This window comes from Bacillus sp. 220_BSPC (assembly GCF_001054655.1).
Taxonomy (GTDB): Bacteria; Bacillota; Bacilli; order Bacillales; family DSM-1321; genus Peribacillus; species Peribacillus frigoritolerans.
The window spans coordinates 49,765-73,402 of record NZ_JVPL01000208.1; the positions used below are offsets into that span (position 1 = coordinate 49,765).

Genomic DNA, 23,638 nt, shown 5'->3' on the forward strand with positions numbered 1-23,638 from the left:
TCGGGTGTTTTTTATTTGAATGTTTGTAAATAGAAAAACCATTCATGAAGAAAGAATGGATTCGTTGTCAATTTAGTGTATCTATAATAAAGGTTTAAATATTATCACCGAGTCTTACATTAAGGCTCATTAACTTGGGCAATATTAAAAGCGTAAAGTGGGGATTTCACTGCATTAATAAATCGATCAAATATAGTGGAGGAAGCTGTTGAGGTTTTTGAGTTGACTTTTCTAACTGTAAATATTAATATTACAGTAATCCCCTTAAGGAGGATACGCAAAGTGAATAGTGAATTTACAATAGCTGTGCATAGTTTGGTCTATTTAGCTTATCTACCAGATCATATGGCAAGCAGTGAGTCCATCGCAGAAAACGTTTGTACAAACTCGGCTAGGATTCGGAAAATGATGAGCAGCTTAAGAAAAAAGGGATTTGTTAAGACTAAAGAAGGTGTGGGCGGAGGCTATATTCTAGACTGTAACCCTGAAGAGGTAAGTTTGGCGGATATTTATATAGCGGTCTCACATGGAACCCTGAAACCAAAGTGGTGTACAGGTGATCCGGAGAAAAAATGTGTCATATCTTCAAATACCCAGGTAGTCATGGATCAAATATTTGATGAAGCTGAATTATATTTCGAAAAATATTTAGAAGATATAACTCTCAGCACATTTTTGGAAAAAATTAAACAATGTCCGTGATATTGATTTAGTTTTTTCTTTGCACAAAATGTATATTTTATTAATACAGTTAATAACTATAGTTTTAATTTAAATGAACATAAAAGGGGTGCTAAGGAAATGGTTGAAAATAATCTGTTCAAAAATGGGGATTGGGTACAGGGAAAATCAAGAGATGGGGAACTAATCCATGGTTTCGTTGAAACCGTAAGCGATAATCGAGAAATCGTTAAAGTGAATGTAGTTGAAAGCGACAATGAAAAAGCGGTTGGGAAATCGATTTGGATTCCGAGTAAATGGACTGAAAAACTGCCGGATCTAGAAATCAGTAACGAAGCTCATCTTTTGGCCTTAATTGATTTGGCTTTACTTTCTAAAGATGAAACATGGTTTATGGAGTTATCCGGTAAATTGGAATCCATCAAAATCCACCCGAAAATAACTGCCCGGAAATCAGAGGTTCAAATCCCGGGAAATAGAATCGCAAAACTTGATTTTAAATAGATGGTGAGTAAAGATCACAAATATTTCGGATAATACAAGGAGGATATGATCATGACAATAGAACATGTTACAGATGATAATTTTGCTAGTGAAATCAAGGAAGGTTTAGTATTGGTTGACTTTTGGGCCCCATGGTGCGGTCCGTGTAAAATGATTGCCCCAGTTCTTAATGAAATCGATGAGGAAATGGGTAATCAGGTTAAGATCGTTAAACTTAATGTGGATGAAAATTCAAATACGACGAGCGAATATGGAGTGATGGGAATTCCAGCCCTTATTCTATTCAAAGATGGAGAAAAGGTAGATCAAGCTATTGGTTTCCAGCCAAAAGAAGCCATATCGGCATTAATCGCAAAATATGCATGATTATAATCATAATACGCGTTTGATATTTAATTAAGGGTTATACCAACCAACAGGGTGGGTAACTAAATGGAGGATTACTAAATGAATTCTAAATATACACCATTATTTGAATCGTTTAATTTAGGAAAGAAATTAGAAGTGAAAAATCGATTGGTGATGGCACCTATGACAAATTTCTCTTCTAATCCTGACGGGACTGTAACCGACGCCGAAGTTAATTATTATGAACGTCGGTCAAAAGGGGTCGGCATGGTTATAACGGCATGTACTTACGTGACGGCTAATGGCAAAGGTTTTCACGGGGAATTTGGCGGAGATCAGGATGAATTGCTACCTAGTCTAAATCGTTTGGCATCAGCGATTAAAACGGAAGGGGCAAAGGCAATTCTTCAGATTTTTCATGGCGGCCGAGAGGTTCCACCCGAATTGGTAAATGGTGATGTTGTCAGTGCAAGCAACATCCCATCGGAAGGTGAAGGGAAAGCAGTTCCACGTCCACTTTCTGAAAAGGAAATAGAATCGATCATTTTCGACTTTGGTGAAACCACCAGACGTGCCATTGAAGCGGGATTTGACGGTGTCGAGATTCACGGTGCAAATGGTTACTTGCTACAGCAATTCTTTTCGCCGCATTCGAACCGTCGTGAAGACAAGTGGGGCGGTTCTCTTGAAAAGCGCCTGACTTTTCCATTAGCGGTTGTGGATGAAGTGAAAAAGGCGGTTGCCAAACATGCCAAGGATCCGTTCATCGTAGGTTACCGTTTTTCACCGGAAGAACCGGAAACACCAGGAATCACCATGGATGATACACTTGCATTAATTGATGGGCTTGTAACAAAGGATCTGGATTATCTTCATGTTTCATTAATGGATTTCTGGTCGAAAGCAAGACGGGGAACCGACGTTGACCGACCTCGGATAGAGATCATTAAAGAACGTATCGGAGATCAAGTTCCATTAATTGGGGTTGGTTCCATCTATACAGCAGATGATGCGATCAAAGCATTGCAATCGGGGGTTCCGTTAATAGCATTAGGGCGTGAAATCATAATTGATCCTGAATGGGTACAAAAAGTGGAACAAGGCAGGGAAGCTGAAATCGTGACCAAAATAAACAAAGAAAATCAGCAGCAACTTGATATTCCAGACCCATTATGGCAAGCGATCATCCACTCTCCAGGATGGTTTCCGGGGATTGAATAAATAAAAGTTTGTAAAAGTACTGATTTGGTTTTTATATAACCCGGTTAAGAAACACATATAAAAGTGTTCTTATCCGGTTTTTTATGTATAGAAAAGTCATTTATATGAATGAGAATCTAATAAGTGATTTTAAATTGAGACCGAATGAGTAACTGAGCATTCTATTTCTAAGCTGATTCAGAAATAAAACAGGGGAAAGTTTAGAATTTTTATTGACTAGCACTTAAGCCTCAACCGCAGATACATTCGGAAATTTTGGGCTTTCTTTACAGAACGCGTGGAAAAGGTAGGAAGGACGCTAGTTAACACCAGAAGAGCAACCATTAATTAATGGTTGCTCTTCTGGTGTTACCTTCTTTTTAACAGAATAGCTAATATTAAAGATATTTGCAGAGAAATGATAAGTAAAAGAGACAATATAAAATGTTCATCTAAAGATGCATCATAGCTAAAGATAAAAAATAAAATCACTGATATTATTAAAATGAAAATGAAATTAATAATGACTTGCATCATGGGCCCCCATTCTAACAACAGATCAATAAGACAGCGTCAATGCATATGCAACGTCCATTTCCTTGTTGATCTTGAGAATATCTGTGCTGGTGTTGTTTTACTTTCCCTCCACTTGTTGGCAGATATAGTCCTGAACCTGAAGGGAAACCAATTGACATTTTATCCACTAAAGTAAATGAAGGTGTTTTTAGCCATTGAAAGTTACCATATATATAATTTATCTTCTTTTGAACGATCACTTTTTACTTTATATACAGTTCCTCCTATTTTTAAAGTTGTTGCAGCAATTGATGCTGCAAAAGTGCTGATTTGCCCTGGTTTAGTAACTTCTGGATCATATATGAACATAAATTCCAATCCAGAATCAATAACATTAGCCTGCTCTTCAATTAATCGTCTTGAAACTTCAACAGGTAAATCCTCGGCTTCTTCTTGAGTATTGCCGACTTTATTTACAAGATAATTCAACTCTTCTGGTGTCAGTCTTTCTTCGCTAACGCTTGTACCATTTTCTTCGGCAAAACCCACTGCAGCAAGACTAAAGGAAAATAAAAATACTGCCACATAGGATAAAAACCTCATTTATTCCTTAACTTACAGCCGTTCTTTTGATTCAATGAGGACTCTCCGAAGATAAAAAAAACATGAGGATATGATCATTCTCACTATTACTGTAGTCTATTTTTCACGATTTTAGGTTTTAGACATGATATTTCAAATTTGGTACTTTTGTTTTCAATCCAAAATTTTATTTAGGCACTAGTCCTGTGGGAAATTCAAATCATACGGGAAGAGGAGAAACAGAATGAATAGGATTCGATAGTCCTTTAAAATTTAGCGGCATTAATCCAACTCCTTTGTGAAAATTACTGTACAAGAGTGATGCTTAGGTAGTTTGCATTTCAATATTGAAACCATCTAATTTAAATATGGGACAACCTATGTTCCTATTTCCTCAACACTATAATCGAAGTATCTGTTATTCGAGTTATTGGCTTTAATAACGACTAGAAAAATCTCTGTACTATGGGGAAAAAGTAAAAACACGGAGTGGTTTCATCCAACTCCGTGTTTTTCATAATATAGGGATTATAAAACCCAAGCTTCCTTAAAATAGAAAGGAATCAAGAGAGTATGGTCCAGCTCCGGTTAGCGCAACGCCAATCGCCACTGCAAGAATGGCAAGATTATATTCATAACCGTTTTGAGTTGCCCAGTAGCCATTTGCTCCATGGACTTTAAAGATTGCAACGAGCATTGTAAGGGCAATTAATATACCTGCAAAGGGTGTAAGGAGACCTAAAGCAAAGAAAGCTCCGCCTATAAGTTCAGATAGACCGGCAAATAGGGCCATGGTAATTCCTGGCTTCATGCCAATAGAATCAAACCAGCCTCCTGTACCTTTCAAGCCATGACCGCCAAACCACCCAAATAATTTTTGAGCTCCATGTCCAACAAACGATAACCCTATTACTATGCGTATAACTAATAAACCAATACCAATCATTTATGATTCCTCCTAGAGTTTATTTTGAATTTAGATATCTTTAATTCGAGATTTATGTTTAAAAAAACACAGTGATATTATCTCGAGTTAATTTATCTTTAATTAAAGATAATATGTTATGATCGATTTGTCAAACACAATTTTTATCATTTAAATTTATAATGATTGCTTAGAAAAAGGAACGAGGATAGGTGAGGTTTCCAGGTTGAATTTGAAAATAAATATATTTAGGTAGAAAAAACCATTCCTTTTATTTGTAAGGGATATCTCTTAAACGAATGCCTCCTGCTACATACATCTTACACATGAATTTCACACTGTTACTCGTGAGTTTTGTCACAGTACTAATAAATTTAGCTGATTCCTCGTAAATTTAGCTGTTTCCCTCGTAAATATTGCGTTTACTCGTGAATTTACACGATTTACTCGTGAATTTACACGATTTACTCGTGAATTCGCTCTATTTACTCGTCAGTTTAGCTGATTTACTCGTGAATTCCGCATTTACTCGTGATCAATATATATGGAAATCAATTGTGGCCGCCGACTTGGAAGTACAGTTAAGGAATTGTTTAAGATCCGGCCGCCATTTTTAGATAATCGAGAATACTTCATATATGGTGTGTAGGGTGCTGCAACGAGGATTAAATAACGTACACAACCGGGTGTCACATTGGGGTAGTAAGTGGTCCGGACGGTTCTTCCGTCTTTGCTGGATCTCCTGCTGTTCTAGTTGTGACAAACTATGCTCCGACATCCCGATGTTGATATTGCAAAATGATTCATATGCATTATTTTAAATGGAAAAACAGACAGTGCCTATGGCGGTTGCCTGTTTTCTTATATTGCAAAGGTCATGCCTAAGTAACCTAATTGAGAAAGAAGGTAAAAAGGGGAGATTGACAGCAAAATAATTCATATAATAACTTATGTGGTTATCAATGGGAGATGTACCGGATTAAAAATTTGTACCGGTTTTATAAAAAAGTTCATTATATTTATTTAGTAACTGATCAAGTTGCTGGCTATATTCAACGGCAACATGCGAGTTTAAACCATCTTTAGCGACAATTTTGATAAGTTCATTTCTCTTTATTTCAATCTGTTCGAGAAATTCATTCTTTTTAGCCATTATATTTCCTTTCTGGCCCCAACATTTATTTCAAGGTACCCTTAATTTATGTATTCGTTGTAAAATCTGTATGAATATAACAATTATATCGGCTTGGACTAATGAATTCAAATAAGTTAACTTAGCCCGTCGCCCATCCAGTTATAAGCTATTGGTTGTCATGAAATATTCACAGTTCCATAAATGTATTTTTTTATCTTATTTGTTACAATGTTTATAGGTTGACATACATAGGAGTGAGCTTATTTGAATGATATTAATATGTTTTTAGCTTTTGGGGCGGGATTCCTGAGTTTTATTTCGCCTTGCTGCTTACCGCTATATCCGGCCTTTTTATCTTATATCACTGGTATGAGTGTAGGTGAAATCAAATCCGAGAACGCCATGCTCCAAAGAAGAAGCATGCTGCATACTTTATTCTTCCTTCTTGGGTTTTCCCTGGTTTTTATTGCAATTGGTTTTAGCACTTCATACTTAGGTTCTTTTTTCTCGGATTACAAAGAGTTAATTCGTCAGATTGGTGCTATCCTGATTATCATTTTTGGTTTATTCATTGTAGGAATCTTTCAGCCGAAATCATTGATGAAAGACAGTCGTTTTGAATTCAAGAATCGACCTAGCGGATATATAGGTTCCATTCTTATCGGACTGGCCTTCGCCGCTGGATGGACTCCTTGTGCAGGTCCGCTGTTAGGTGCTGTCATATCATTGGGTGCAACGAATCCAAGTGCTGCCATGAGCTATATGACTGCCTATATTTTAGGATTTGCCATCCCGTTCTTCATATTATCCTTCTTTGTCGGAAAGTTGAAATGGATCAAAAAGTACAGCCAATACATCATGAAGATTGGCGGATATTTGATGATTATAATGGGTGTGGTTTTATTTTTTGATTGGATGACCAAAATAATTGCAGTCCTGTCTAGACTATTCGGTGGCTTTACAGGTTTTTAGTCCATAATAAGTTAATTTTTCAATATTATTCTAATTGTGGCCTGCTATTAGGTCTTATGGTGTCCATTTCGTTGATTTTCGGTATAAGGTCAGTCACTAAGTGGTTGATGAAGGCGGGATTAAGCGGTAAGCATTAAATATTATATAGAAATTAAATCCTGATCTAAGAAATTAAGAGGGAATTCAGGCAGCGAAGGTCATAATGCAAAAATGGTTGACGAAGGCTACAGAAGCCGGGGCCAAGGTTTTATCGTCAAGCCTTTTGTCGAGGGCGGGAATTGGAAGCATCATCAAAAGCGAGCTTAATTAATAAACACCTCCTTGTTTATCTTAAATAGGTACTATATACTTTGTTTATAAATTGAAGTCATATATAATTTTTAATGGTACTTACCTATTATTAGTTAAAAGGGATGGTTAAGAGATGATATATATATCAACAGGTATAGCGATTGTGATGGCTATAGGTGTTTTCATATTACGGATGAAGGAAACGAAAAAACCAGTGAATGAAAGGAAAATCATTTTACCGCCGCTGTTTATGAGTACCGGTGCCTTGATGTTTATTTTCCCGATGTTCAGGGTCACTCGATACGAATTGTTGGAGGCTCTTGTTGCAGGGATGTTATTTTCCATCTTATTGATCAAAACATCTAAATTTGAAGTTAGAGATGAAAAAATTTATATTCTGCGCTCTAAAGCGTTCATATTCATATTGATTGGTCTCATGGTGATTCGACTGGTGGCAAAGCTGATGCTGGGAAGCACGATTGAAATCGGTGTATTGAGCGGAATGTTTTTCTTACTTGCTTTTGCGATGATCGTTCCGTGGAGAATTGCCATGCTTTATCAATATAAGAAAGTTAAAGCAGCCAGTTTCGGCGGAGGCAGTATGGTTTGATAATCAAAGGAATAAACTACAAAACCCGAGTCGTTATTCATGATGACTCGGGTTTTTCATTTCCATGGGTACTTCATTAGAAAAAAATCATGCCAAAAACCTAGTAATTTCATCCGGATTATATTATATTAGTATTATTATTATTTTACTTAAGGAGGAAACGGTACATGTTACAAATGATTGTGTTAGGGATTATTTGTGGTTTACTGCTGGGATTTGTGCTTCAAAGAGGCCGTTTCTGTGTTGTTGGTGCATATCGTGATTTGATTTTAGCTAAAGATGGACGGATGTTTTTGGCTACATTTGTTGTTATAGCGATACAAAGTATTGGAGTTTATGCATTGAATGATACAGGGATCATTCAGTTTGGAAATGATGGTTTTCCATGGCTGGGAACCATTGTGGGTGGTTTTATTTTTGGTATTGGTATGGTTCTGGCAGGAGGTTGCGCCACTGGAACATGGTATCGTGCCGGAGAGGGCATGATCGGAAGTTGGGTTGCCCTTTTTGGATATATGCTAGGGGCAGCAATGACGAAATATGGTGTATGGAAAGTGGCAGGGGATAATCTGTTATCTTATCGTACTAATGATACGTATATTCATGAAACGTTAAATGTTTCGCCTTGGGTGCTTGTGATTATTGTGACACTCTTGGTTGGCATATTGGTGATTCGTGAATTGAGAAAACCGAAACTTCCAATCTTTAAAATGAAACCGAAAAAAACGGGATTGGCCCACATCTTATTCGAGAAACGCTGGCATCCTTTTGTTACAGCATTATTGGTCGGCCTTATTGCAATCATGGCTTGGCCGCTGAGTGCAATGACAGGGAGGATGTTCGGACTTGGAATTACAGCGCCTTCCGCGAACATTTTAACTTTCCTTATCACCGGAGATGATGCGTTAATCGATTGGGGCACGTTTTTAGTAGTAGGCATTTTCCTAGGTTCTTTCATTGCTGCCAAAGGGAGCGGGGAATTCCGTTGGCGTTTGCCTGATATGAAAACGTTACGTAATAATGCAATTGGCGGTATAACCATGGGATTCGGTGCAAGTGTTGCCGGGGGATGCACAATCGGAAATGGCCTGGTGAACTCGGCGTTATTTGCTTGGCAAGGTTGGGTTGCAATTGTCTTTTTCCTGCTGGGTACTTGGGTAGCGACTTATTTCACGATCATCCGAAAGCAAAAGCAGGCGGCCGCTGCATCCAAAGCGGCTTAAGTTACAAGTCAAAAACTTTTTAATCAAGGAGTGGAATATTAAATGGCAAAAGTATTGGAAACGACTGGAATGGTATGTCCATTTCCTTTAGTGGAAGCAAAAGAAGCGATCGTGGACATGGCAAAAGGTGAGGAATTGATCATTAATTTCGATTGCACACAAGCAACGGAGAGCATTCCGCGTTGGGCTGCTACAGAAGGTCATGAAATCACCGAGTTCGAGCAAATCGATGACGCTAAATGGCGTATAATCGTTAAAAAGGGAAAGTAAATTGATTTGAAAAAAACGTGCTTAGGTTTCCTGTGCACGTTTTTTCATTTTTTCAAGGTTGAATAATTGGCGCTGAAAGTTTCTAGTGATAATATGTCTTTAACCACTTTATTAAGGAGATGTTTATAATGGTTGACGAGGTCATTTTAAATGATGTTCCACTGCAAGTTACGGATTTTCTATCTGAAACTGTAAAGGATTCTGAAGGTAAAGAAATCAGAAAAGTCAGTTTCAATTTCAAGGTCACACATAGTGAATATCATGATATTACTACATTGCTTTATCAGATGGTTTTTGATTTAAAGATACCACAGTCAAACGAGGAGTTTCGTGCAGAGATCTTTAACTATGCAACTTCGGTCACGAATCTTTATGAAGAAAATGCGGTAGGGGATTTTTCGCTCGTCCTGCTGGAAGTGAACGGTCAAGAATGATTGCATTGCCAGTCTTGTAAAGATATGGGTTACTGTCTATAATAAATAGTGACGATCATTCTATACATATGAGGTGGTACTTTGCTTAGCGGATGGTTTTTATGGTTCATTCTATTTTGGGTAGCCCTTTTAATTATATTGATGAGCATAGGTGGCTTTTTCATGTTTCGAAAGTTCCTGAAAAGATTTCCCAAAGAGGATGGGAAATCCGATATGGATTGGGAAGAATACTATTTGGAACAAACAAAGCACTTATGGTCAAAGCAGCAAAAGGAATTACTGGAAGATTTAGTGAGCCCTGTGCCAGAACTTTTTCGTGATGTTGCACGACATAAAATCGCAGGGAAAATCGGAGAGTTGGCGTTAAAGGAAAAAGCGGGCGATATTACGGAAGATTTAGTGATACGCGGCTATATCATTGCCACACCAAAACGTGATCATAAATTTTTACAAAAAAAGTTAGCTGAAAGAAAGGTGAATATGGTTCCATATGAACATTTATTCAGCTAATGATGAAAAAAGCAGACTCATTTGGAGTCTGCTTTTTTCATTTTGAATCATGCAAAAGAATGGAGCTGTGTGGTAAAAATTAGAACGTTTGTACCCAAACCATGCTATTCGTTAAATTTTTGATATAATAATAGTAAGTAAAATTTAGGACGGAGTGAAACTATGAAATTTATCCATACGGCTGATTGGCATTTAGGTAAAATCGTTCACGGGGTACATATGACAGATGACCAAAGGCATGCACTCTTGCAATTCATAGAAATTGTCGAAGAGGAAAAACCGGATGCCGTGGTGATTGCCGGTGATTTATATGATCGTTCCGTTCCGCCGACTGAAGCGGTGGAGCTTCTTGATGAAATCCTTTATACGATTAATGTGAAAATGAATACACCGATCGTTGCGATCTCGGGAAACCATGATTCTGCGGAAAGACTCGCATTCGGTTCATCATGGTATCGTCATAGTCAGTTATACATTCATGGGAAATTGACAAAAACATGTGAGCCGGTTCGCATCAAGGGCGTGAACTTTTATTGTGTTCCTTATGCAGAACCTGGGACGGTCCGCCATCTTTTTGAAGATGATAGTATCCATTCCCATCAAGAAGCAATGAAGCGGATAACCGGAACGATAGCCGAGAATTTCAATATGGATGAGCCGAATGTCTTTGTAGGACATGCTTTTGTATTAGGCGGAAAAACGAGCGATTCGGAAAGGGTCTTGTCGGTAGGTGGTTCTGGCTGTGTCTCATCCGACTTATTCGATGCGTTCGATTATACGGCACTTGGGCATTTACATAGCCCAGACGCGATACGTCATCCTAAGGTGTTTTACTCTGGATCACTATTAAAATATTCTTTTTCCGAGGCCAAGCAGAATAAATCGCTGTCCATCGTCGATATGCAAGAAGATGGAAGTTTTAATATACGCTATCGTTCTTTGACACCCAAATTCGATATGAGGGAAATATCCGGGGTTATGGAAGAGTTGCTTGATCCCGCTTTCTATCAATCGCAAAAAAGGGATGACTATTTGAAAATAACACTAAATGATGAGGGCGCACTGATCGATCCTATTAACCGCTTGCGTCAGTTTTATCCGAACGTACTTCATCTGGAGCGAAAATGGGATTTGACTGACCTTAGGAGGAAAAATTCCTTCACTTCTGTAAAAGATGAACGGAAATCAGAATTGGACCTGTTTGAAACGTTTTATCAAGAAATGACAGATAGGGACTTTGATTCACAAAAGCAGGATTTGATGGTTTCGGTAATTGAAGCTGTTAAGAAAGAGGAGGCTTTGAAATGAGACCGGATATTTTAACGATGCAGGCATTCGGACCATATGCAGGAAGGGAAACCATTGACTTTAATTCCCTTGGGGAACGGACCATGTTTGTAATCTCTGGAAAGACAGGCGCAGGGAAAACAACGATATTTGATGGGATTAGTTTTGCTATATATGGAAAAGCCAGCGGTGAAGATCGGAGCGGGCAAGATTTACGAAGTCAGTTTGCCGAAGATGATCTGTTGACTGAAGTATCTTTACAATTTACCCTGCGTGGAAAAACGTATTTGGTGACCCGGTCGCCACAGCAGGAACGGAAGAAAAAAGCAGGTGAAGGAACAACTACGGTTGGAGCAAAGGCTGAATTATATGAGGTATTGCCTGAAGGAAAAAAATTGCTGGGTGCAAATGTACGGGAAGTTGAAGAAAAAATAAAAGTACTCATTGGACTTGATGCGAACCAATTCCGGCAAATCCTGATGATTCCACAAAATGAATTCCGAAAACTGTTAACTTCCGACAGCAAGGATAAAGAACAAATTCTCCAGAAATTATTTCATACTGAGCTATATAAACGAATAGAAGAAAAATTAAAAGAAGAGGCTTCCATCCTAAGAAAGCAAAGCGAAAAAAGTGCTCAGCGGCGAATGGAATTGATGAAAGGCATCCATCCTGGAAATCATGAAGAGCTGCAGGCGCAATTGCAAGGGGAAGAGCCTAATGAACAGCTGGTCTTACCGTTGTTACAGGAAGTCATTGTGAAAGCAACAGAAAAAAATGAATATATTAACAACCAAATACAGGAAAAGCAAAAAGCTCGTGATCAAGTAAATCAAGAGCTTTCAAAAGCTGTCGATTTATTAAATCGATTTTCTGAAAAAGAAAAACTTCGAAAAGAAAAAGAGGCCCTTGAAGCAAAGCTGCCAGAAATGGAACTAGTGAAAGTCCAAATGAAAATGGCACACAAAGCGGCTTCACTTGAAAAGCAGGAACAATACTATTTGCGAATTGGCAAACAAGTGCAAGATGCGAATGCCGAACTTCAAAAGTTAAGTGAGCAGTCCGAGAAGTTACGAACTGAGCGCATTGAGAAGCAGGATTGCTATGATAAGGAAATGTTGAAGGAAAATGAAAGAGAGCAGGCAGTCCGAGCTGTTCATCAGCTTGAGCAGGTAAAAGAGGCTGTCATGACTTTTGCAAGCTTAAAAGCACAGGTTACCTTAGATGAAAAAGAGTGGCAAACTTGTAAACGACTTCGTGAAAAAACTGTTTCGGAACATCTGTCGGTCGAAGCGGAAGTTGAGAAAGTCGCTCAAGAAAAAACAGAAGCGGAAAAAGCGGCTGTTCTTTATCGTGATCAGGAAATTGAAGCAGAAAGAAATCATTCAGCTTTATCGAAAATTAAAAAGCTTCAAGAAGTTCTTTATGAAATCCAGAATACGAAACGAGTGCTGGATGAAAAGAATAATCGGTTCCAGGAGTTACAAAGAATACAAATTCAGGAGAAGGAAAAACTGGAAACCCTGAACCGAAACTGGCGATCAGGCCAAGCGGGTATGCTTGCTTCCATGCTGCACTCTGGAGAAAATTGTCCTGTGTGCGGTTCACAAAGTCATCCAAAACCAGCGCAGATGCATGAGCATATGCCGACGGATTTGGAACTGAAAGAGCAAGAAAACAAGCTGAAAACGGCGGAACAACAAAAAAGCCAAGCTGAAAGTGAATATTATCAAGCGAAATCCAAATATGACGCACTGTTAGAGTCTTCACAAGAGAAGCTAAGTGACTTACAAAATGACATGCCGGAGTTTAGGAATGAAGATATTAATGAGCATTTGCTGCAGTTTGTACAAAAAGGAAAAGTGCTGCAAGAACAGCTAAAAGAATTGATGCGGAAAAAGTCAGTATTAAATGATCTGGAAAAAAGGTTGCTGGATTTAAAAGAGAAAGCATCCGAGCTAAAGGAAAATCTGATCTCTTTAGAGAGAAAAGAGGACCAAGGGAAAACTAGGTATATTGAAAACTCTACAAAACTAACAGGATTAACCGATTCCCTGCCAGACGGAATACGGACAGAGGAAGAATATAATGCAGCTTATCTAATGGCTGTAAATACACAGAAACGCTTACAATCGGCCTTGGAAGATGCACAAAAAAACCTTCAACTGGTGAAGGAAAGAGAATCGGCCATCCGTGCAAAAAAAGAATCCCTAAGTGGAAATATCGAGGCTTTAAATACAGAATTGAAAGAGGAGCGGGAAAAGTTAATTGCAGATATGACCAATCAAGGTTTTTCCAATTATAAAGAATATACGGCAGCAAAAATATCGGAAGCAGCTCTTGGAAATTTGGAGGATCAAGTTCAGCAGTATAATCAAAATTGGCAAAGTGTTTTAAGTCTGTTTCATGATTTGGAAATGAAATTAAAAGATGTGACCAAACCGGATCTTGAAGGATTGAAAAAGACATTCGATTTCATAGATGAAGAATTGGAGTCGTTACGCCAAAAACAGAATGAGTTGCAGGCTGAAAAACGGACTAACGAAGAAATCCAAAGGAAATTGGCGCAAATTAGGGAAGAACAGAAAAGTTTGGATGAAAGGTACAGTATCGTCGGTCATCTGTCTGAGATTTCCAAAGGTCAAAACTCCTTCAAAATAACTTTTGAACGTTATGTACTGGCAGCCTTTTTAGATGATATCTTAAAAGAAGCCAATTCAAGGCTGCTGAAAATGACAAGCGGAAGATATCAGTTATTGCGAAAGCTTGATCCTACACGAAGGAATATCCAGAGCGGTCTGGAGTTATCTGTGTATGATCAATATACAGGACAAGAGAGGCATGTCAAAACCCTTTCGGGAGGAGAGAGCTTTAAGGCTTCCCTTGCACTTGCCTTGGGTCTTGCGGATGTTGTCCAGCAGAATGCAGGCGGAATTTCACTTGAAACGATGTTCATCGATGAAGGTTTCGGTACGCTCGACCCTGAATCTCTTGATCATGCAATTGAAGCATTAATGGATATACAAAGCACCGGGAGATTGGTCGGGATAATATCCCATGTCCCGGAATTGAAAGAAAGAATCGATGCCCAGCTTCAAGTCATTTCGACACAAAAAGGAAGTCGGACGTCCTTTTATTTTGCTGGTTAATCAAGAAAAAAGAATGGCTAAGGGGAGGTTCCCCTTAGCCATTCTTTTTATTTTTAATGAACGGACTACTCAATGTTAATATCTTCAGCTGTTTTTCCGGGGGAAAACTTATGGATGCGAATCACCAAAATCGGATTCGAGAATTCAGCGGTAATTCTGCGTGAGCAAATCGAAAAGGGGAAAGGGATTTTTCTCTGTGTGGGTAGCTTATCTTCTTTTTTTTCAAGAAATGGCTTATGAGTATCGTCAACGATGATCGATAGCTCATTATCACTTAGGCATACTTTAATATCTTTCACATCATGATCTTCCAAAACCGCTTCCACCATATACTCATCGTCACTTTCGTATATATCAATTGAAAAAAGTTGATGATCCAACGCACAAGTTTCCGGATCCAGAAAAAAACTTTTCACCCATTCATCAAACTTTTCAACCTCAGTCATTTGCGATCCATGTTGATTGTCTTGCATGTTGATACCCCCGGTTTTCCTTTGAGGTATTATATGATGGAGCATGAAGAATGGTGAATGAAAAAGTGAAAATGAATGATGATAAAAGATTCCGGAAGAGTGGATCAAAAAATGTAATGGCAAACAAGTACTTTAGAAAAGTAATCAAAACAAAGGAACAATGTGTGTGGGAGTTAAGGGGATTGAAAATTAGCAAGAAGTTAATAAAAGAGATGACCAATTCTACATGAGTTGGTCATTCCTTTATAATCAATGATGTTTTCTATTAAGCTCGTAACCTAATGCCATCTTTATATTCGAAACCAGTTTTTTACTGTGTCAAAATGAATAATTCAAACTTTGTTAATCAATACCAAATGCTACACTGGATTTAATTATTAAATAATTTACCAAAAATAATTGCAATTCTGAAAATTAAGTAGTATATTATGTAATATAAACGGAAGGAAATAAAACGTAATACAAAATCGAAGGAGTGTTGATGAAAATGAGTACAGCAGTCGAAGCGAAGCGAACGCTTACAATCCAAAAAAACAAAGAAACTGGGGTAGCGGAAGTACATCTTCATATTAATAAGACTAATGCCTATACGCTTGATTTTTACAAAGAATTAAATGCTGCAATTGATGATATTCGTTTTGATCCAGATATGAAAGTGGCTGTGCTAATGAGTGATATGCCTAAATTTTTCTCGGTCGGAGCGGATATTAACTTCCTTAAAGCTGCTGATCCGGTTTTTAAAACACAATTCTGCTTATTCTGCAATGAAACTCTAGATAAAATTGCACGTTCACCGCAAATTTGGATTGCATGCCTGGAAGGTCACACGGTAGGTGGGGGACTGGAAATGGCGATGGGTTGTGACCTTCGCTTTATGGGGGATAATGCAGGGAAAATCGGTTTACCGGAAGTTAATCTGGGGGTCCTTGCAGGTACAGGGGGGACACAACGTATGGCTAGATTAGTTGGTCACTCCAAGGCAATCGACCTGAATATCACAGGGGAGTCTATCTCACCTCAGGAAGCTAAGGAAATACGACTTGTAGATCGGGTTTTCCCACAAAATGAAATACGTGAAAAAACTTTGGAATATGCCAAAAATGTCGCAAGTAAGGCTAGTTATGCAGTAACTAACATTAAACTATCGATAATGAACGGTAAAGAAATGCCTTTAAACGCGGCGATCCGTTATGAAGGGGAAATACAGAATCTTCTATTCCGCTCTGAAGATGCTAAAGAAGGTTTGGCTTCCTTCCTTGAAAAACGTGAACCACAGTGGAAAGGTAAATGATTGATTTGTCCTTTTAAAGTAAAAAAGCAATATCGGTTCTTGCCGATATTGCTTTTTTACTAAGAATGCTAATGGGAGGATGGTTTATCTATAATGGAAGAAACTCATTTGAAAAGGCGTGTGAACGAAACGAAATTTCAAATTCAGTGGGGTGATACAGACCGGGCAGGAATTGTCTATTATCCGAATTATTATAAATGGTTCGATTTAGCGGGTCATAATTTTTTTCGTTCTATAGAAATGAGCCCTAAATATTTGGAAGAAGAGAAGAGAATCATCATTCCATTACTCGAAGCGAAATGTACTTTTGAAAAACCTCTGTACTACGACGATGAAGTGACAGTATACACTCACGTGAATGAGGTGAAAACAAAAACCTTTCGTTTTCAGCATGAAGTTTATTGTAGGGAAATAAGGACTGGGTATGGTTATGAAATTCGCGCTTGGACTTCCATCGGGGATGATGGGTTTAAGGCTGTACCAATTCCAGAAAATATAAAAAGAATATTGAAAGTCATATAGCGGGATATGAAGGGATGTTTATCTCTGACAAGTTTGAAAATTGAGCCAATTTAGATTACATTAAGAAGAAAAGGCTTTATGAGAACAGGAGAATCAACATGAAACCAAGGTCATTATTGTATACTCTTTTTGGTGATTTCGTCCAATTCTACGGTGGGGAAGTATGGATTGGGACACTGATTAAAATGATGGGACATTTTGGTGTTTCGGAATCCTCTGTGCGTGGAGCTATTCTGCGTCTCGTTCAACAGGATTTAATTACTGGGCGGAAAATAGGCAATAAAAGTTATTATTCATTAACTCAAAAAGGGAAACGCAATATGGATGATGGTGTCAAACGTGTTTATACGATCCGGAATAATCATTGGGATGGGTTGTGGAGAGTGGTTACATACTCCATCCCTGAAGAGAAGCGGGTGCTGAGGAATCAAGTGCGTAAGGAATTGAGCTGGACAGGATTCGGGCTTTTGTCCAATAGTATTTGGGTCAGTCCCAATCCATTGGAAAAACAGGTTCTGAGCTTGATGGATACATATGATTTAAAGGACTACCTGGTTATTTTCAGTTCCAGTCAAGTGATCACCCACTCAAATGAAGAGATTTTACGTGCTTGTTGGAATTTAAATGAAATAAACAAAAACTATTTAACTTTCATACAGCAATATGAAACGAAGCTTCAGGACATGCAGCAGGCTGTATGGGATGATGATATTTCAAATGAAGAATGTTTTTATGAACGAACCCGGCTTGTTCACGAATATAGGAAGTTCCTTTTCCTGGATCCTGGTTTCCCGCTAGATTTATTACCTGAAGACTGGCATGGGACCAAGGCTAGGGAGCTATTTTGGAATATTCATCAGCTTACATCGGTAAAGGCAGTGAAATATTTTGAATCGATCATGGAGTATCCTCCTGATAAAGCGGGATTCGTAAATCGTGAAAAAGCCATTAACCCTTTTTCAGAAATCTATCATGATTAAGAGGAGAGGTTTTTTATGCAGCAAAAAATCCATGTTACAGAAAAAGGTTTGGAAGAGCTGAATGGCCTTGATTATGAGAAATATGGAATAAATAAGGGGTATGCTCTGATTTACGGACAGACATTTCCGTTGAATCAAAAATCGTATGAATTAACAATTGGAGCTGTGGATGGAAAGGAAGCTTTGCTTGCCGTTCAACAAAGGTGGAAACCGGTTTTGGGAAGTGATGATCATTACTGAGCCATCAGGGAACCATCAACAAATAACGGATTATTTAATTCGCATAGGCATTCCAGTCCCATTCCCCATGAAGCATGTTTATTGTTATTTATTTCGAATGAAAGAAGAAATCGTGCTGGTGGATGTTGGGTTTCCAACAGAAGCCGCCAAGAGATATTGGGAAGATGTCCTTGAAGAGTTGTCCATAAAACCCACAGATATATCAAAGATTATCCTGACCCATTTTCATCCCGATCATACTGGTTTAATCGGCTGGATGCAGGAAAGAACCGGTGCTCGCGTTTATATGAGTGATGTGGAAGCCCGGATGATTAAGACTGTCTTTGGCGGTAATGCGAAACAGGCTGAAGCAACTTATGAATTATTTGGTAAACATTCCGTTCCTGAGCCTTTGTTGACTAAAGTGAGAGAAAACGTATTGTTTCTCTCGAATAAAGTGAATCCGCTTCCTGAAATTGAAATTTTTCAAGATACCTATTTGGATAGCCCTGAAGGCAGGTGGAGCATCAAAACATATGGTGGTCATGCGGAGGGCCATCTATGTTTTTATCAAGAGACCCAGAAAATAATGTTAATAGGCGATGTAGTCTTGAATAAAATCACTCCGAATATTAGTCTTTGGCCCAATTCCGATCAAAATCCACTAAAAAGTTACTTCTCAACTTTGTCTCAACTTGTTGAACAGGATGTGAGCATTGCATATCCAGCCCATGGAACGCCAATAGTAAATCTTGCTCAGCGGGCTAAGGAAATCATTGAACATCATAATGAACGTTTAGCGGTCATTTTAACCATTCTGGAATCAAATAAAGTGGCGTATAAGATTACGGAACAGCTGTTTCAGCATAAGAAGCTCACTGATCATCAATGGCGATTCGCCATCGCGGAAACGTTAGCACATCTGGAATATTTAGTGAAAGAAAAAAGAATACAAAAAATTTCACATGGCGGAATGTTTCGATACGAATTATAACAAATAAAGCGAGATGCACTTTTGTGCATCTCGCTTTATTTGTTTTCTGAAAAATCTGATAAACTGTTGACTAACCAGATAAAGTAAATTATTATATTACTTATATAAGACGATAGTTTTAAAAACATAATACGATAGGAGAGGAACAGATGACAGGATTAACAAATGATTTGATGGGCAAGATCCAAGCCGGGTTTGTGGTTGAGAGACTGGAAGATATGGATGAAAACTATAAAAAGGCATTGAAGCAAACATTGATGATTGTTGCGGATACAGAATTATTAAGTGTTCCGCCTCTTCTGACAGTCTATAAAGATGCTCCTAATTTAAATTACAAAATCACAGCACTTGCAGTAATGCAGGATGAAATCGGGCATGCGCATATTGCGTACAGGTTATTAAAGGATTTAGGGGAAAATGTTCAATACATGTTATATGAGCGTTCACCAAATAAATGGAAGAATCCATATGCATTTGATTTTAAATTGGATAATTGGGTTGAACTAGGAGTATTCAACGGATTATTTGATCGAGCAGGTTACACCTTATTGGGGGATGCACACCAACATACATCATACGGACCTTGGAAACGGGCATTGGTAAAAGTTGATAAGGAGGAACTATTCCATTTAAGAAACGGTGAAATCATAATGAAGGCAGCCATGAAAGATCCTGAAACGGCTAAGCAGGTACAAGAAGCGATTGATTGGATGTTCATCATGTCCCTGGAATTCTTCGGTGTAGCCGATAACTTAAAAAGCAGGTCAGCCCAGCTGGATTATAAATTGAAAGGAAAGACTAATGATGAATTACGGCAGAAATGGATGTCGACAGCCGTTCCTTTCTGTGAATCCCTCGGACTTAATCTACCTGCTCACTACGATGAAGGGGCTGGAAGGTATGAATTGAAAGTTCCCTTTCCATGTAAATTCGATGCGGAAAACAAGCGGTGGAATTATGATGAACCTGATACGTGGGATAATGTCATCAAACGTTTTAAGCAGCGTGGACCACAAAATCAAGAGTTCGTTAACAGGATTCAAAAAGGATACCAGCTACTTGATGCATATCGAAATGAGGCGATATAGATGGGTGGGGTTTTAAATATGGATCCGGTATTAATCCAAGCGTTACAAGAAGTTTCTGATCCTGAATTTCCGATTAGCATTGTGGATATGGGGTTGATTTACGGTGTAGAAATGCAAGGAAATACAGCGCATGTAACGATGACCTATACTTCAACAGGATGCGGATGCATGCAGTGGATTGAGAGTGATATAAAAAAAAGGCTTCTTCAAGAAGAAAGTGTTCTTGAAGTGGAAATAGAGGTTGTTTGGAGTCCAGCTTGGACGGTCGACCAAATGAGTGAAGCAGGCAAGAAGATATTAAAGTCCTGGGGGGTCAGTTCAAAATGAGTGAAAAAAAGGTCCAAAACTTTGAATATGATGTGTTTTCAAGAATCAATCGTGGTGATGACTTAATGCATATTGGAACAGTTGAGGCAAATAATGATGATTTGGCACGTGTTTATGCCCGTTATATTTATGATGAAGAAAAATGGCTGGAAATGTTTATAGTCAAGCGGGAAAACATGATTTGCATTAGAGAGGCAGATCCATTTTTTAAGAAGAGGGTGATTTAATATGGTGAATTCAACAAATGGCAACATTGAATTGATTACCTTAATAGAAACGATTGCTGATAATAAATTCATTTTGGGAGATCGTCTTGTTGAAGTCGGTGTCAGTGGTCCAGACTTGGAAGCAACCCTTGCCGCAATTGCTATGGCACAGTCGGAGCTAGGCCATGCTCGGCTTCTCTATAACTGGGGAACGAATTTGAAGAGCGGAAAAGGCAGCAAAAAGGAAGTGAAGGAACAAACGGGTAAAGCGTTTGGCAGCATTGTTCAAATCGGGGAGTGGATACAACTTATTGCGGGACTTTATTCTATGAATACGGCACTCAATATTTTGATAACCGCTTTGACCAGCCACCAAAAGGGCAGTGAAATCGAACTGCAATTCAATAAATTGGCAAGAGAACAGTTGGAGCATATTTTGTACTCGAAGAACTGGGCACTCAAGTTACTGAATGATGGAGGCTCCATTCCTGCCCGTTTCGGGAGAGCTTTTAAACTTTGTGAACAAGAAATAACTACTTGGTTAAAACAAGTGGAAAACAATAGTGTGCTTATTGAAAACGAGATCCTTCCTGTAAATAGTAATTTAGTAAACTCCTATAAGGAAGCTTTGATCCCGCGTTTAAGGGACGGGGAGATAATAAATGCCCGTTGAAAAGGAAAATCCGACATGTCCATTTTGTGATGGCAAAAATGTTGAATTATATTCATCCTTCGGTACTGCACAGCTCGTTAGGCAATACTATTGCCTAAACTGTAAAACGGTTTTTGAAAGCATACGATGGAAAGGTTCTATTTCTACTGATCGACCTCATGAGCATTCTGATCTGAATGGGTAGTCATTACTTTAAAAGCCTTTCCAGTGCAAAATGCACTTGTGAATGTGTAAAATATTGGGGGAGATATCAGACTATAAGTTTCATAGCCTGATGTAATCACTACCCTTGATTGGAGGTTTGCTTGATTTGAAAGCGGTTTCTGGGTGAAAAAGAGCATTGTCAGGAAGGGGATTTGCTCAAATTAGTTCACATAGCGTTTCCAAATGAATGCCTTTTTCCGCAAAGGAGATATTGAAAATGGAAGGATAGGGAATTGATTGATTCGGCTTTGTAATGGCAGGCAGCCGTCTTCTTTTTTGAATATTTGGAATAAAAGAAGACGGTGGGATGACGCTTCTAAAACCAGTAGCTTTTTGAGGAGGTAAAATGTGTGATAAAAACCGAATGTAAAATTAGAGGATTGGGCTCGATGTACAATGCTTCCTATAAATTTTTCCAGAAAAATATTGAAGCGGGCAGAGGGGATAAAACGGCTATTTATTATGAAAATCAATCTTATACCTATCAAGAAATCGATACCCTTGGCAATCAATTTGGTGCGGCATTAAAGGAACTGGGCATGGAGATGGAACAGCGTGTCCTGCTTATATTACATGATTCTCCAGAATTCATCATAAGTTTCTTCGGTGCAATAAAGGTTGGGGCAATACCGATTCCATCCAATACACTTTTACCGACAAAGGATTATGAGTATCTTTTGAATAATAGCCGTTCCAAAGTGCTGGTTACTACTTGTGAACAGTGGGAGAAGTTAAAGCTTGTTAAAAATAGATTACTATTCTTAAAGCATGTCATCTTGGTTGATGGGGATGATCAGAACCTGAAGGAAGATAACGAATATTCTTTCCATAGTCTTACTCGCAGACAGAATAAAGACCTGCCGCCTTGTTTTAGCAACATTAATGATCAAGCGTTCTGGCTCTATACATCAGGAAGTACAGGTGAGCCAAAAGGGGTTATTCACCTTCAAACCGATATGGAAGAAGCTTTCAAAAACTACGCAAAGAACATTTTGCAAATTACCGAAAATGACATTACTTTTTCGGCTTCGAAGCTTTTCTTTGCTTATGGTTTGGGAAACGCGATGTATTTTCCTTTTGGAGCCGGGGCTACCACTGTTTTAATGCCAGACCGACCGACTGCAGAAAAGGTGTTCGAGACGATAGAGAAGTATCGTCCAACCATATTTTTTGGTGTCCCGACTCTGTATGGATCGATGCTCAATTACCTTGAGAAGACGAAGGAAACCTATGATCTTTCTTCAGTTAGACTTTGCGTATCGGCAGGAGAGGCACTGCCGGCTTCTTATATCGAACAATGGAAGAGAGTTTTCGGACTGGATATTATAGACGGAATTGGTTCGACCGAATCACTTCATATATACCTCTCCAATCAGGTAGATGATATTCGGCAAGGAAGCACAGGGAAAATCGTTCCCGGTTACGAAGCTAAAATAGTGGATGAACAAGGTCATGAAACTCAGGTGAATGAAGTGGGGGACCTTTTAATTAAGGGAGATAGCATTGCAGCCTCTTATTGGAATCTTAATGAAGAAAACAAAAAGAAGTTTATTGGTGATTGGCTTATGACGGGAGATAAATACTTTAAGGATGAAGATGGCTTCTTTTGGTACGCTGGCCGCATTGATGACATGATGAAGGTAAATGGGATCTGGGTATCACCAATAGAAATTGAAAACGCCCTATTATCACATCCCGATGTACTGGAAACTGCTGTTATTGCTGTAAAGGATGAAAATGATTTAATAAAACCCAAGGCCTATATAGTATTGAAAACAAGTGCGGATCCAGATGAAGGCAGGAAAGAGGAAATAAAAGGATTTGTAAAAAAAGTGTTAGCACCGTATAAGTACCCCCGCGTCATTGAGTTCGTGAACGAGTTACCAAAGACTTCGACAGGAAAGATCCAAAGATTTAAATTAAGAGAACCAGAGATCAAATCACAATCGTAAACAAAAAGGATGATTCAATCTCCAAGAATGTCTACAAATTATAATGGGGGATTCATTCAGCATGAAAAAATG

The 23,638-nt window shown here is 38.5% G+C and carries 28 protein-coding genes; 24 read left to right on the forward strand and 4 right to left on the reverse strand.

Going from position 1 to position 23,638, the window contains the following annotated elements; all coding sequences use genetic code 11:
• Positions 1 to 282: 282 nt before the first annotated feature.
• The 4 genes from ADA55_RS16750 (at position 283) to ADA55_RS16765 (ending at position 2,754) form a co-directional block, all read left to right on the forward strand.
• Entirely contained in the window at positions 283 to 702 is a 420-nt protein-coding gene (locus ADA55_RS16750) for an RrF2 family transcriptional regulator (RefSeq protein WP_048685970.1), read from the forward strand.
• Between the two features lie 99 nt (positions 703 to 801).
• Entirely contained in the window at positions 802 to 1,185 is a 384-nt protein-coding gene (locus ADA55_RS16755; protein ID WP_048685971.1) for an IDEAL domain-containing protein, read from the forward strand.
• A gap of 51 nt (positions 1,186 to 1,236) precedes the next feature.
• Complete coding sequence (gene trxA, locus ADA55_RS16760) at positions 1,237 to 1,551, forward strand: thioredoxin (RefSeq protein ID WP_048685973.1); 315 nt, start codon at positions 1,237 to 1,239, stop codon at positions 1,549 to 1,551.
• 81 nt (positions 1,552 to 1,632) lie between these two features.
• Positions 1,633 to 2,754: an NADH-dependent flavin oxidoreductase gene (locus ADA55_RS16765; protein WP_048685975.1), complete on the forward strand. Its 1,122-nt coding sequence runs from the start codon at positions 1,633 to 1,635 to the stop codon at positions 2,752 to 2,754.
• A 717-nt stretch (positions 2,755 to 3,471) separates the two neighbouring features.
• Here ADA55_RS16765 and ADA55_RS16770 read toward each other — a convergent pair.
• The 3 genes from ADA55_RS16770 to ADA55_RS28615 all read right to left on the reverse strand — a co-directional run bounded on the left by ADA55_RS16770 (position 3,472) and on the right by ADA55_RS28615 (position 5,909).
• A complete protein-coding gene (locus tag ADA55_RS16770; protein WP_053087420.1) occupies positions 3,472 to 3,834 on the reverse strand; it encodes a hypothetical protein in 363 nt (120 codons plus the stop codon).
• 544 nt (positions 3,835 to 4,378) lie between these two features.
• Positions 4,379 to 4,777, reverse strand: a complete 399-nt coding sequence (locus ADA55_RS16775) for a DoxX family protein (protein WP_048685977.1) — start codon at positions 4,775 to 4,777, stop codon at positions 4,379 to 4,381.
• Between the two features lie 958 nt (positions 4,778 to 5,735).
• Positions 5,736 to 5,909 (reverse strand): aspartyl-phosphate phosphatase Spo0E family protein, encoded by a 174-nt coding sequence (locus ADA55_RS28615; RefSeq protein ID WP_072272814.1) that lies wholly within the window; start codon positions 5,907 to 5,909, stop codon positions 5,736 to 5,738.
• Positions 5,910 to 6,155: 246 nt separating this feature from the next.
• Here ADA55_RS28615 and ADA55_RS16780 point away from each other — a divergent pair, with 246 nt between their 5' ends.
• The 8 genes from ADA55_RS16780 to ADA55_RS16815 all read left to right on the forward strand — a co-directional run bounded on the left by ADA55_RS16780 (position 6,156) and on the right by ADA55_RS16815 (position 14,637).
• Complete coding sequence (locus ADA55_RS16780; protein ID WP_034312916.1) at positions 6,156 to 6,863, forward strand: cytochrome c biogenesis protein CcdA; 708 nt, start codon at positions 6,156 to 6,158, stop codon at positions 6,861 to 6,863.
• Between the two features lie 424 nt (positions 6,864 to 7,287).
• Complete coding sequence (locus tag ADA55_RS16785; protein WP_048685979.1) at positions 7,288 to 7,764, forward strand: CcdC family protein; 477 nt, start codon at positions 7,288 to 7,290, stop codon at positions 7,762 to 7,764.
• 167 nt (positions 7,765 to 7,931) lie between these two features.
• Entirely contained in the window at positions 7,932 to 8,987 is a 1,056-nt protein-coding gene (locus ADA55_RS16790) for a YeeE/YedE family protein (protein ID WP_176702846.1), read from the forward strand.
• A gap of 42 nt (positions 8,988 to 9,029) precedes the next feature.
• Positions 9,030 to 9,257, forward strand: coding sequence for a sulfurtransferase TusA family protein (locus tag ADA55_RS16795; protein ID WP_048685981.1), 228 nt, complete (start codon positions 9,030 to 9,032; stop codon positions 9,255 to 9,257).
• 128 nt (positions 9,258 to 9,385) lie between these two features.
• Entirely contained in the window at positions 9,386 to 9,691 is a 306-nt protein-coding gene (locus ADA55_RS16800) for a DUF3219 family protein (protein ID WP_048685982.1), read from the forward strand.
• An 81-nt stretch (positions 9,692 to 9,772) separates the two neighbouring features.
• The gene (locus ADA55_RS16805) at positions 9,773 to 10,201 is read left to right on the forward strand and encodes a DUF2621 domain-containing protein (RefSeq protein WP_048685984.1); all 429 of its coding nucleotides are present in this window, start codon (positions 9,773 to 9,775) and stop codon (positions 10,199 to 10,201) included.
• Between the two features lie 162 nt (positions 10,202 to 10,363).
• Positions 10,364 to 11,509 (forward strand): exonuclease SbcCD subunit D, encoded by a 1,146-nt coding sequence (locus tag ADA55_RS16810; protein WP_048685986.1) that lies wholly within the window; start codon positions 10,364 to 10,366, stop codon positions 11,507 to 11,509.
• Positions 11,506 to 14,637: an AAA family ATPase gene (locus ADA55_RS16815; protein WP_048685988.1), complete on the forward strand. Its 3,132-nt coding sequence runs from the start codon at positions 11,506 to 11,508 to the stop codon at positions 14,635 to 14,637. Before ADA55_RS16810 ends, ADA55_RS16815 begins: the two co-directional genes overlap by 4 nt.
• Positions 14,638 to 14,702: 65 nt before the next feature.
• Here ADA55_RS16815 and ADA55_RS16820 read toward each other — a convergent pair whose 3' ends face one another.
• Positions 14,703 to 15,110 carry an Hsp20/alpha crystallin family protein gene (locus ADA55_RS16820; RefSeq protein WP_034312897.1) on the reverse strand — a complete coding sequence of 136 codons (408 nt, stop codon included), beginning with the start codon at positions 15,108 to 15,110 and terminating at the stop codon, positions 14,703 to 14,705.
• A gap of 50 nt (positions 15,111 to 15,160) precedes the next feature.
• On the opposite strand from ADA55_RS16820, the gene ADA55_RS29870 reads away from it, so the two are divergent.
• From ADA55_RS29870 to ADA55_RS16880, 12 genes are all read left to right on the forward strand, one after another.
• The gene (locus ADA55_RS29870) at positions 15,161 to 15,340 is read left to right on the forward strand and encodes a hypothetical protein (RefSeq protein WP_048685990.1); all 180 of its coding nucleotides are present in this window, start codon (positions 15,161 to 15,163) and stop codon (positions 15,338 to 15,340) included.
• Between the two features lie 257 nt (positions 15,341 to 15,597).
• Positions 15,598 to 16,401, forward strand: coding sequence for an enoyl-CoA hydratase/isomerase family protein (locus tag ADA55_RS16830; protein WP_048685992.1), 804 nt, complete (start codon positions 15,598 to 15,600; stop codon positions 16,399 to 16,401).
• A gap of 93 nt (positions 16,402 to 16,494) precedes the next feature.
• The gene (locus ADA55_RS16835) at positions 16,495 to 16,923 is read left to right on the forward strand and encodes an acyl-CoA thioesterase (protein WP_176702847.1); all 429 of its coding nucleotides are present in this window, start codon (positions 16,495 to 16,497) and stop codon (positions 16,921 to 16,923) included.
• Positions 16,924 to 17,021: 98 nt separating this feature from the next.
• Complete coding sequence (locus ADA55_RS16840; protein ID WP_048685994.1) at positions 17,022 to 17,903, forward strand: PaaX family transcriptional regulator C-terminal domain-containing protein; 882 nt, start codon at positions 17,022 to 17,024, stop codon at positions 17,901 to 17,903.
• Positions 17,904 to 17,918: 15 nt separating this feature from the next.
• Positions 17,919 to 18,143, forward strand: a complete 225-nt coding sequence (locus ADA55_RS16845; protein WP_048685996.1) for a hypothetical protein — start codon at positions 17,919 to 17,921, stop codon at positions 18,141 to 18,143.
• Positions 18,091 to 19,116, forward strand: coding sequence for an MBL fold metallo-hydrolase (locus ADA55_RS16850; protein WP_161798626.1), 1,026 nt, complete (start codon positions 18,091 to 18,093; stop codon positions 19,114 to 19,116). Before ADA55_RS16845 ends, ADA55_RS16850 begins: the two co-directional genes overlap by 53 nt.
• Before the next feature lie 149 nt (positions 19,117 to 19,265).
• On the forward strand, positions 19,266 to 20,204 hold the full coding sequence (locus ADA55_RS16855) for a Phenylacetic acid catabolic protein (protein WP_081088574.1): 939 nt from the start codon (positions 19,266 to 19,268) through the stop codon (positions 20,202 to 20,204).
• Positions 20,205 to 20,222: 18 nt separating this feature from the next.
• Positions 20,223 to 20,531 carry a metal-sulfur cluster assembly factor gene (locus tag ADA55_RS16860; protein WP_048686034.1) on the forward strand — a complete coding sequence of 103 codons (309 nt, stop codon included), beginning with the start codon at positions 20,223 to 20,225 and terminating at the stop codon, positions 20,529 to 20,531.
• Entirely contained in the window at positions 20,528 to 20,758 is a 231-nt protein-coding gene (locus ADA55_RS16865; RefSeq protein WP_048686000.1) for a hypothetical protein, read from the forward strand. The genes ADA55_RS16860 and ADA55_RS16865 overlap by 4 nt, the downstream gene beginning before the upstream one ends.
• 1 nt (position 20,759) lies before the next feature.
• On the forward strand, positions 20,760 to 21,410 hold the full coding sequence (locus ADA55_RS16870; protein ID WP_048686002.1) for a Phenylacetic acid catabolic protein: 651 nt from the start codon (positions 20,760 to 20,762) through the stop codon (positions 21,408 to 21,410).
• Positions 21,400 to 21,594, forward strand: a complete 195-nt coding sequence (locus ADA55_RS31595) for a hypothetical protein (RefSeq protein ID WP_048686004.1) — start codon at positions 21,400 to 21,402, stop codon at positions 21,592 to 21,594. Before ADA55_RS16870 ends, ADA55_RS31595 begins: the two co-directional genes overlap by 11 nt.
• 409 nt (positions 21,595 to 22,003) lie before the next feature.
• On the forward strand, positions 22,004 to 23,566 hold the full coding sequence (locus ADA55_RS16880; protein WP_048686036.1) for a benzoate-CoA ligase family protein: 1,563 nt from the start codon (positions 22,004 to 22,006) through the stop codon (positions 23,564 to 23,566).
• Positions 23,567 to 23,638 lie beyond the last annotated feature (72 nt).